Raw genomic sequence first — 9,739 nt, 5'->3', positions numbered from 1 at the left:
GGTCAGTACCATCTATATCAATAAATTTGAACAAATACAAAAAATGCTTGATGAAATCGACACATGGATGTCAGATAAAGGATACAATTCACTGGATGATTTTAGGGGTAAGCTTTCCAGGGATAAGATAAAGAATCCGTTTGTATACAAACGTGCACAATATGTTGATATCTTAATGCATCCTGAAGAGATTATCAAACAGTATGAATTTTAGCCTGCATTATTCAAAAACGAATCCCGCTGGTAAGCGGGAAAGTTTTTGAATGCGGAATGGTTTGCGGGATGGATGCAGGCTCGCCTTCGCGAAGCTTCAGCGGAGCAAGGCAACCCCGCTTTAGAAAAACCGGCTTTTTTGCGAAATTTATTGAAGCAAAAAGCCAGGTTTTTCAATAGCGTCAGAATTATTTGTGAATAATTCGGGTTAGTGCTGGGAAAAATGAATGAAGAAAGGGGCTGCCGGTAAAGTGCAGCCCCTTTTACGAAGAATTTAAATATCGTAACTTTTCCGCATGTTTCTTCCGGGATGTATGTCAATTGCTATGTTAGTGGAAATTTTCGACACGTAAGCTTCATTTCCTTTTTATATCAGGCAGTGTATGGAGGTTACTTCAATCGCACCAAAACGTCCCCTTTAGAAACCACATCTCCCTGATCGCAAAATATATCAGCGATTTCGCCTTCATAATCAGAGACAATCTCGTCGTAGGTATTGTTATATTCAATGTAACAGATTCTTTCTCCTTTGCTGATTTTCGTACCTACTTCAACGGGACGTTCCCGGATGTAATAGTTGATATTGAAAAATACCCTTCCCATCGTGGGTGAAGTAACATCTTTCTTATTAACATCTTTTGAGATCCCTGCTTTTTCAAAGCCATTCCCTTTTTCTTTTTTAATCTGTTTGAGTTCCTTTTGAAATCTGTTTTTTGCTTTTCCGGACTTGTAATCCCTGTATTGCCGTTCATGCATGGCAAATTCAAAAAGCTCTTCGTTGTCTTTGCCGAAGTCCCAGCCGTTCTCCTGCATTTCTTTTTCATATTGATGCAGCTCATCCGGGTAGTTGTCCTGGGGTATGCCTTCGTAAAACGATTTTCCTTGTTTTTCAGCCAGCTCAATAATTTCGGGGGAGAGGGGACCGGGCAACTTTCCCGCTTTTCCCAATATCATTTCCCATGCATTGTTATCGATCATCTGAAATTTTGCTTTGCCCTGCATCTCTTGCATTACATTCAATAGCGCAATATTTTTTACATATTGGCTGTATGGAGTAACAAGGGGTGGATAACCCAGCTTTGGCCATATTTCGCGAACTTCATCAAATAATTTGACCAAAAGTTCATCCTCGGAGAGCGTATTTTTTCCATTGGCATGAAGGGTTTGGTTCAGCCCTTGCTTAACGTTTTGCAGATCAGCCATCATGCTTCCCATCATACCTCCGGGTAATCCTGCCTGAACAAGCAGAGAGGACATGTATCGGTTTCTGGGATTGATGAAGTAACCCAGAAAATCATCGATGAATTCCTGGTTAAGTGCACGGGCTTTCATGTAAGCCTTCATGTCAATTTCCGGCACATTAAAACCGGCATCTTTGAGCATGGCCTGGATGGTTATTACATCAGGATGGACCATCCCCCATGATAGGGGTTCCATAGCTACATCAATGTAATCTGCTCCTGCCTTGGCCACTTCCAACATGGAGGCTGCGGAAAATCCCGGTCCGGAATGCCCGTGATATTGAACAAGCAAACCGGGATGTCTGTCTTTTATATTTTTTACCAGTTTCCCGAGGGTGACAGGCCTTCCTACACCAGCCATATCTTTCAGGCAAATTTCATCGGTACCATATTCCACTGCTTTGTCCACTATTCCCATATAATAATCAACGGTGTGAACAGGAGAATGGGTTATGCTCAGAGCCACCTGAGAAATCATGCCGGCTTCTCTGGCATATTTTACCGATAATTCCAGGTTCCTGTGATCATTTAATCCACAGAATGAACGGGCTATGTCAACCCCTTGTGCTTTCTTTACCTTAAACATCAGCTTCCTCAGGTCTGCCGGAACCGGATACATCCTTATGCCATTTAATGCTCTTTCAAGCATATGAGTTTGAATACCAGCTTCATTGAAGGGCTGGGTCCATTCTCTGACGGCTTTGTTTGGGTTTTCCCCGTACAAAAGATTTACCTGTTCAAATGCCCCTCCATTGGTTTCAATCCGTGAAAAGCACCCCATATCAATTAAGACGGGGGCAATTCTTTGTAATTGATCTGCCCTTGGTACATACTTTCCGCTGGATTGCCACATATCTCTGTACACCAGACTGAATTTTATGTTCTTCTTCATATCCTTTTCAGCGAAGTTCGATTTTAAAATATTTTCACCTCTATATAGGAGTTAAACTCCAAAATGGGGATAAAAGTTGCTGGAACCTGTTAGTTTTCGAGAGGAGAATTTTTTTTTCTTCTGCAAAGATGATTAAATAATGGTTATGGAAGTTATGACTTTTCTCATTAAAGTAAAAGTTTAGGTTAAAAAGGTATGTTCTTGTATATTAATTTACTGTTTTTGAATAATTAACTATAATTTTTTTTCCAATATTTGCAACAATTTATCTTTTTTCACGTTTAAATAAATAGATTATTTTCCGTAATCTGTATTTGCAATTGGGTTTAGTTTTCAAATCACTTATGGGTTAGTAAGTGGGCATTAAAAAGTCAGAAACCTTAAGGTTTCTGACTTTTTTTCATTCTGCAGAATAGCTTTCAGTGTATTTTCATCAAGAAAAAAAGGAGTTCAGACTGTAAAGGCGGCTAAATTGGCAAAATAGAGCAAATGATCAAACTTAAAAACCGTGATAGAGCGTTCTGAATTTATAGGAGAACCCCACACTTATATTTTCTTTAAACTGTATTTTAGGGCTTACGTCTCTGTCATAAATTAAGTGCATGTTAATGGTGGTAGTGATCAACTCCGTAACTGCCATATTCAAGTTTACTTCATAATCAACATCCAGTGTTTCATTTTTTCCCAGGTAATTAATAAAGAAGTTTACTTTATTCCTCATACTAATATCACTGTTAAAGTCGATTGTAAAGATTGACTTTAGGTAAGCTCCCAGTTCTTTTTTGTTTTTTTGCTCTTGAGGAATGCCGAATCTGGTCTGGTCAAATTTTACTGTATCCCTCATCATGGTGGCTTTGTAAGATACAGGTGAAAGTAGAATGGTTAGCGGGTCCTTGGGATTGTAATCCATACCTATGGAAAATACCATGTATGCGGGTGCCAGAAAACCCGATACGGGATCTTCCGTATCGGGATAATTATAGCCTTTAAAGAATTGGGTCTGAAAATTAAACAATGAACTATAGTACCAGTTTTCAACAGCATTGCTTCCAAACTTGGAATTAATCTCCAGTTGATCTTCATTCTTTCTTAATTTTTTGTCGCCGGATTTCAACAGGCCTATCTTATATTCCAGGTCATTATCCCATGAAATTAGATTACCGTACGTATAATTCGCACTATATCTTGTGTTCCATATAGTATTCAGAGAACTTTCGCCACCCCTGGCCCAGTTGGAAGAAATAAAGCCCTGGTTGAATTGGAGATTGGTAATACCATCCAGATCCCAATCGGGAAAAATCATATCGACATGCTCCTGTTGTACCAAATCGTAATCATTCATATTAATAGGCAACATTTCTCTGATCGTTTCCTGTTGCCTTGTTTCTGTGATACTTACATCGTCTACAAATGCGAGCCTCAATGAATTTTTATTCCGGGGTTTAATCCATACTCCTGCCGGATAATCTTTCCTGTCGTAAAGCATAAACCTGGAAGAATCTTTTGGGTCTTTGGTAAGCCATAGATCAATTGAATCGTTGGATTCATTGAAAAGGGTGAATTGAATCGAATCCTTTTTGGTGGTATTCCACAAGTAGGAAAGGTATTGGTATAAGGAGTCATTCACCGCCAAACGAGATGAATCTTTATAGAAATTAAAAATGGTATCGGTTTTCAGGTACTCTTCTATGAACTCTTTGGTGGTATCAACAGGATGCGCTTTTGCATAAAAAAGAAATTTTTCAATTTTGTTTTTTATGCTGTCAGTCAATGTCGAGGCGGTATCTTTAAGGGCATATTGATTCCAGTAAGCCACTGCACTATCCAGTTTTGTTTCGGGTTTAAACATAAAGTAAGTCAGAGAATCCGGCAATTTTTTCTCAATGGTGTCTCTAACAATAAGTGTATCGCGCAGAATAAGGGTGTCAATTTTTGGCTCAGGCAAAGTGTCCTGAATCAGTATATAGGTAGTGTCTCCCTGTATTATTTTTTTTAAGGTATCTCCCAAAAATTTTTTTACCAGGGTATCCTGAATTAGGGTATCCAGAACCAAGCTATCCTGACTTAAGGTATCCACTAATGTTCTGTCTATCGTATCGTTTTCAGCAGGCGAGATGGTGTCGGTTGTATTCACCAAACTTGTGGTGTCTTCCTGTTGTGTTGATCGTATGGTTGCTTCGATGCTACCTGGTTCCGAGGGGAGAGTGTTTATGCTTTGAATACCAATGGCCTCCAGTTGAAACCCGAATAACATGATCAATACAAAAATCGCGCTGATTCCCTTTTTCATCGTAAAAAATTTATAAGTAAAACGGGGGAAATTTATCTCAAATTTTGATAAAATAATAATTTTGCAAAAAGTTAAACCATGATATTGATATATATCAGTGGATATATGGTCAAAAACAGAAATATTCATATCAAAACAAAAGATAATTATCCCAAATATTAGGCCATTCTTTCCTGATCAGGATTTTCTTTTTATGGATTTTTTGATTGATTTTATAAGTAGCTTCAGTGAGGTCTTAACCCGAATTATTCAAGAATAATTCTGACGCTATTGAAAAACCTGGCTTTTTGCTTCAATAAATTTTGCAAAAAGCCGGTTTTTCTAATGCGGGGTTAAAATGGTGAGTGAAGCTCCCGTTATGAGCTTTTTACAGTTGAGTTTGAAGGTGAGAGGATGTAGGGTATTATTGGCAAACTGTTTATAAGGTGATATAAGGGTTAGTTATAAACATTTTCCTTACTTTGTTGTGAAGAACAATATGGAAACTTTACCACAATAATAATGAAGGATTTGACAAGGGGAAATGAGGGGAAGCTCATTCTGAGATTTGCCTTGCCAATGCTGCTGGGAAATGTTTTTCATCAGCTTTATAATATCATAGATAGCATTATAGTGGGAAATTACATTGGAAAAGAAGCATTGGCTGCTGTAGGAGCTTCATTTCCTGTAATATTTGTATTCTTTTCACTGGTTTTGGGAATTACCTCCGGGAGTACGGTGGTAATATCCCAATATTTTGGAGCAGGGGAGGATGAAAAGGTAAAACGTTCCATAGAAACGCTGCTCATTTTCCTGTTTTTTTCCTCCATTGGGATCAGTATATTGGGAATCCGATTCAGCAGGGAAATCTTTCTTCTTTTAAGACTGCCGGAGGAAGTGATTCCTATGGCAGAACAATATTTGAAAGTCTTTTTCGGTGGGGTTATTGCTTTTTTCGGGTTTATGGGCATTAGTGCTTCCCTTCGTGGATTGGGCGATTCCATGACTCCGTTGTATTTTCTTATTATCTCCACTGTATTCAATATTGGTTTTGATTTATTATTTGTGATTGGTTTTGGCTGGGGAATTACCGGCGTGGCTTTTGCCTCCATCATAGCTCAGGGCGGAGCATTTGTGACCGCGATATTCTATCTGAATAAAACCCATCAAATCATTCAGCTTTCCCTGTTCAAACTTAGATTTGACAAATCATTATTTCGGAAAACCCTGAGAATAGGATTGCCTACAGGGATCCAGCAAACTGTAATAGCGGCGGGAATGATGGCTCTCGTTTGGATTGTCAATGATTTTGGCACCAATGTTATCGCAGCTTATTCTGTTGCAGCCAGGGTAAATTCCCTGGCCACTTTACCTGCTATGAATTTTGCAAATGCCCTGGCCACCTTTGTGGGTCAAAATCTTGGAGCAAAAAAAGAATTTCGTGTAAAACCCGGGTATATTGCCACCTTAAAAATGTCCTCAGTTGTCTCCATTACCGTGACCCTGGTCGTTGTTATGTTTGGAGATTTTATTATGGGGTTGTTTACCGAAGATCCTCAGGTTATCCAGGTCGGCCGGGAATATCTTACCATTGTAGGTTCGTTTTATCTGATATTTTCTGCAATGTTTTCCACTTCTGGCGTTCTCCGGGGTGCGGGAGCTACTTTGATACCTATGATCACCACAATTTTATCCCTTTGGGCCATTCGAATTCCGGGGGCATACCTGCTGTCACAAAGATTTGGTGAAACCGGTATATGGTGGGCAATTCCAATTGGGTGGTTTATGGGCCTGCTGATGTCCTATGCCTATTACTTGACAGGTAAATGGAAAAACAAGGTGGTGGTGGGATAACCGGAAATTAATAATTGTGTATTAGAAGGATTATTATACCTTTGCAGCAACAATTTAAATGCACATCATTCTATGTTACAGTCAATGACAGGATATGGTAAAGCTCAGAAGAGTTTTCGGAATAAACAGATTGCTGTTGAGATTAAGTCATTAAATAGCAAGCAGTGCGATATCAATATGAAATTGCCCTATAAGATAAGGGAAAAAGAAATGGACTTGCGAAAAATGATGGTGGATAGTTTGCAACGGGGTAAGGTTACATGTGTTGTTAACTACGAAATTACGGATGAAGAGAAAGCCGGGACCATCAATGCACCGGTTGTCAAGAATTATATACGACAAATTAAGCGTTTCTCCGAAGATATGAAAATTTCTTTTGATTCGGAATTACTCAGCACGGCCCTTACAATGCCCGAGGCTTTTGAGAAAGAAGAGGAAGAACTTGATCAGGAAGAATGGGAGTTTATACAGAAATGTATGCAAGAGGCACTGAATAAATGCCTGGAATTTAGAAGGCAAGAGGGTGCCGCCATAGAAAAGGATTTTAAATCAAGAATAAATGTCCTGATCGATTTGCTGAATTCTGTCGATTCATTTGAGAATAGAAGGATTGAAGCAATTAAAGAGCGATTGAACGAGAGATTGAATGAAATCAAAAATGACATGGAGATCGATCGGGGCAGATTTGAACAGGAAGTGGTTTATTATCTTGAAAAAATGGATATTACCGAAGAGAAGGTAAGATTAAAAAATCATATGGATTATTTTCTTAAAATGCTTGAAAATAATGAGTCTGGCGGGAAAAAATTAAATTTTATTATCCAGGAAATGGTAAGAGAGATCAACACCATTGGATCCAAAGCCAATGATTCGGATATTCAAAAGATTGTGGTACAGATGAAAGATGAGGTTGAGAAGATCAGGGAACAAGTGATGAATGTATTATAATTTATAACTTTTCCGCCCCAATGAATGGAAAGTTAATCATATTTTCAGCTCCTTCCGGTTCAGGAAAAACAACTATTGTCAAGCGATTGCTTCAAAGAGAATACCTGAACCTGGAGTTTTCCATATCGGCATGTACCCGTCCGCGGAGGAATAATGAAATAGATGGGAAAGATTATTATTTTCTTTCTAGAGAAACATTTAAAGCAAAGATTGAAAATGATGAATTTGTTGAATGGGAAGAAGTTTATAAAGGCCATTATTATGGTACATTAAAAAGCGAAGTAGCAAGAATACGCAATAAAGGGAATAATGTGATTTTTGACATTGATGTGGAAGGAGGGCTTAATTTAAAACAATTATACGGGAAAGAAGCGTTGGCCATTTTTGTTATGCCTCCTTCGGTTGAAGCATTGGAGCAACGATTGCGGAACCGTTCATCGGATGACTCAGATTACATAAAAATTCGGGTGGAAAAGGCAAGGGCCGAATTAAAATATGCCGACCGGTTCGACGTGATACTCCATAACGATGAATTAACCAGAGCGGTGGAAGATGCTGATCAGATCATCAAAAATTTTCTCCATATATAAATCTAATGGTGGATATTATGAAAGTAGGACTATTTTTTGGTTCATTTAATCCCATTCATATTGGGCATCTTGCAGTTGCCAACTATTTTGCTGAATTTACCGATCTTGAAAAGATATGGCTGGTTATAAGTCCGCAAAGCCCTTTTAAAACCCAGGAAAACTTACTTGCCGAACATCACAGATATTATATGGCTCAACTGGCTTTGGAGGAGGATATGCAGATAAGCCCTTCCAAAATTGAATTTCATCTGCCCAAACCTTCCTATACCATTAATACGCTTAATTACTTAAGTGAGAAATATCCCCAATATAACTTTAACCTTATATTGGGCTCCGATAACCTGATTTATCTTCATAAATGGAAAAATTTTACTGAATTGGTTCAGCATTATCCCATTTATGTGTATCCCAGAGCCGAAGTTGATCCCTCTGAATACGCTGAACAATATGATTTTACTTTTGTAAATGCTCCCCTGATTGAAATATCCTCCAGTTTTATTCGTAATTCAATTAAACGGGGAAAAGATGTGAGGTACTTTTTGCCCGCTAAAGTGTATAAATATCTAAAAAAAAACCATTTTTACGAAAAATGAATTAAATTAACCAAGCCCGAAGCCTTATGACATTATTGATTGTATATCTTCTTATTGCACTCTTTTTTTCTTTTTTATGTTCTTTGCTTGAGGCTGCATTGTTAAGTATCACCCCTTCTTTTATAGCAGCCAGGGTTAATGAAAACAAGTCTTATGCCAAGAGCCTGAAAAAATTTAAGGAAGAAGTAGATTTGCCTCTATCGGCTATACTGACCCTGAATACTTTTGCCCATACAATTGGGGCGGCAGGTGTTGGAGCTCAGGCACAAAAAGTATGGGGAAACGAGTACTTGTCAATTACCTCTGCAGTATTGACGATATTGATTTTGATATTTTCAGAGATCATACCCAAAACCCTTGGTGCCAGTTTTTGGAAGAAGCTGGCTCCCTTTACTGCCCGTACACTGACGGTGTTGGTATATTCCCCATTATATCCGTTTATTATTTTAAGTAAGTTTGTTACCAAGATTCTGAATAAACAAAAAGGCAGTGCTATACTGAGCCGGGCTGAATTTCAGGCTATGGCAGAAATTGGAGTTCAGGAAGGCATATTTAAGAAGGAGGAATCACAGATTTTAATGAACCTAATGAAGTTCAATAATATTGTTGTGAAAAGTATTATGACTCCCAGAACAGTGGTTTTATCAGCCTCTGAAGACACTACCGTCAAAGATTTTTTTGAAAAACATGAGAAAATTAGGGTTTCCAGAATTCCTATTTTCAGGGAAAATATAGATAATATCTCCGGATATGTGCTCAAGGATGATCTTATGCAAAATATGATCGAGAATAAGTGGGAGATACAATTAAAATACCTGAGCAGAAATATTATGGTAGTGAATGAAAAAATGCCCATCATTCGGCTGTTTTATAAATTAATTCAGCAGAAGGAGCATATAGCCATGGTGGTGGGTGAATATGGAGAGATGTCCGGAATCGTGACTATGGAGGACGTTATAGAAACCCTTCTTGGGACTGAAATCGTTGATGAGCTTGACAATATAGAAGATATGCAAAAACAGGCTATGCAAATATGGGAAAGAAGGGCCAAGCGGTTGGGATTGATTTAAAAAGTGTTTGTCCATAAAGTCAAGGATATTTGAAAGAGTCTCGTCTAGAATGTTCGCTGGCAAGGCTTG

Annotated in this window: 8 protein-coding genes; 6 read left to right on the top strand and 2 right to left on the bottom strand. The window is 38.4% G+C overall.

Annotated elements, in window-relative coordinates:
• The coding region (locus KGY70_12145; protein ID MBS3775933.1) for a dihydroorotate dehydrogenase at positions 1-214 on the top strand (214 nt) is incomplete at its 5' end.
• A 389-nt stretch (positions 215-603) separates the two neighbouring features.
• Here KGY70_12145 and KGY70_12140 read toward each other — a convergent pair.
• Together KGY70_12140 and KGY70_12135 are read right to left on the bottom strand one after the other, a co-directional pair.
• Positions 604-2,346 carry an oxaloacetate decarboxylase gene (locus KGY70_12140; protein ID MBS3775932.1) on the bottom strand — a complete coding sequence of 581 codons (1,743 nt, stop codon included), beginning with the start codon at positions 2,344-2,346 and terminating at the stop codon, positions 604-606.
• 499 nt (positions 2,347-2,845) lie between these two features.
• A complete protein-coding gene (locus KGY70_12135; protein ID MBS3775931.1) occupies positions 2,846-4,636 on the bottom strand; it encodes a DUF3078 domain-containing protein in 1,791 nt (596 codons plus the stop codon).
• Positions 4,637-5,137: 501 nt separating this feature from the next.
• Here KGY70_12135 and KGY70_12130 point away from each other — a divergent pair.
• From KGY70_12130 to KGY70_12110, 5 genes are all read left to right on the top strand, one after another.
• Positions 5,138-6,469 (top strand): MATE family efflux transporter, encoded by a 1,332-nt coding sequence (locus tag KGY70_12130; GenBank protein ID MBS3775930.1) that lies wholly within the window; start codon positions 5,138-5,140, stop codon positions 6,467-6,469.
• Between the two features lie 72 nt (positions 6,470-6,541).
• The gene (locus KGY70_12125) at positions 6,542-7,417 is read left to right on the top strand and encodes a YicC family protein (GenBank protein ID MBS3775929.1); all 876 of its coding nucleotides are present in this window, start codon (positions 6,542-6,544) and stop codon (positions 7,415-7,417) included.
• A gap of 20 nt (positions 7,418-7,437) precedes the next feature.
• A complete protein-coding gene (gene gmk / locus KGY70_12120) occupies positions 7,438-8,007 on the top strand; it encodes a guanylate kinase (GenBank protein ID MBS3775928.1) in 570 nt (189 codons plus the stop codon).
• 17 nt (positions 8,008-8,024) lie between these two features.
• Complete coding sequence (locus KGY70_12115; GenBank protein ID MBS3775927.1) at positions 8,025-8,600, top strand: nicotinate-nucleotide adenylyltransferase; 576 nt, start codon at positions 8,025-8,027, stop codon at positions 8,598-8,600.
• Between the two features lie 26 nt (positions 8,601-8,626).
• A complete protein-coding gene (locus tag KGY70_12110; protein MBS3775926.1) occupies positions 8,627-9,670 on the top strand; it encodes an HlyC/CorC family transporter in 1,044 nt (347 codons plus the stop codon).
• Positions 9,671-9,739 lie beyond the last annotated feature (69 nt).

The organism is Bacteroidales bacterium, from assembly GCA_018334875.1.
In the GTDB taxonomy this organism is placed as follows: domain Bacteria; phylum Bacteroidota; class Bacteroidia; order Bacteroidales; family UBA12077; genus JAGXLC01.
Note: the sequence above shows the minus strand (reverse complement) of the source record. Positions and strands in the feature narration are given on the sequence as shown.

Coding starts and splice junctions, on each gene's coding strand:
- KGY70_12140 (MBS3775932.1), bottom strand. CDS start 2,346: ATGAAGAAGAACATAAAATTCAGTCTGGTGTACAGAGATATGTGGCAA.
- KGY70_12135 (MBS3775931.1), bottom strand. CDS start 4,636: ATGAAAAAGGGAATCAGCGCGATTTTTGTATTGATCATGTTATTCGGG.
- KGY70_12130 (MBS3775930.1), top strand. CDS start 5,138: ATGAAGGATTTGACAAGGGGAAATGAGGGGAAGCTCATTCTGAGATTT.
- KGY70_12125 (MBS3775929.1), top strand. CDS start 6,542: ATGTTACAGTCAATGACAGGATATGGTAAAGCTCAGAAGAGTTTTCGG.
- gmk (MBS3775928.1), top strand. CDS start 7,438: ATGAATGGAAAGTTAATCATATTTTCAGCTCCTTCCGGTTCAGGAAAA.
- KGY70_12115 (MBS3775927.1), top strand. CDS start 8,025: ATGAAAGTAGGACTATTTTTTGGTTCATTTAATCCCATTCATATTGGG.
- KGY70_12110 (MBS3775926.1), top strand. CDS start 8,627: ATGACATTATTGATTGTATATCTTCTTATTGCACTCTTTTTTTCTTTT.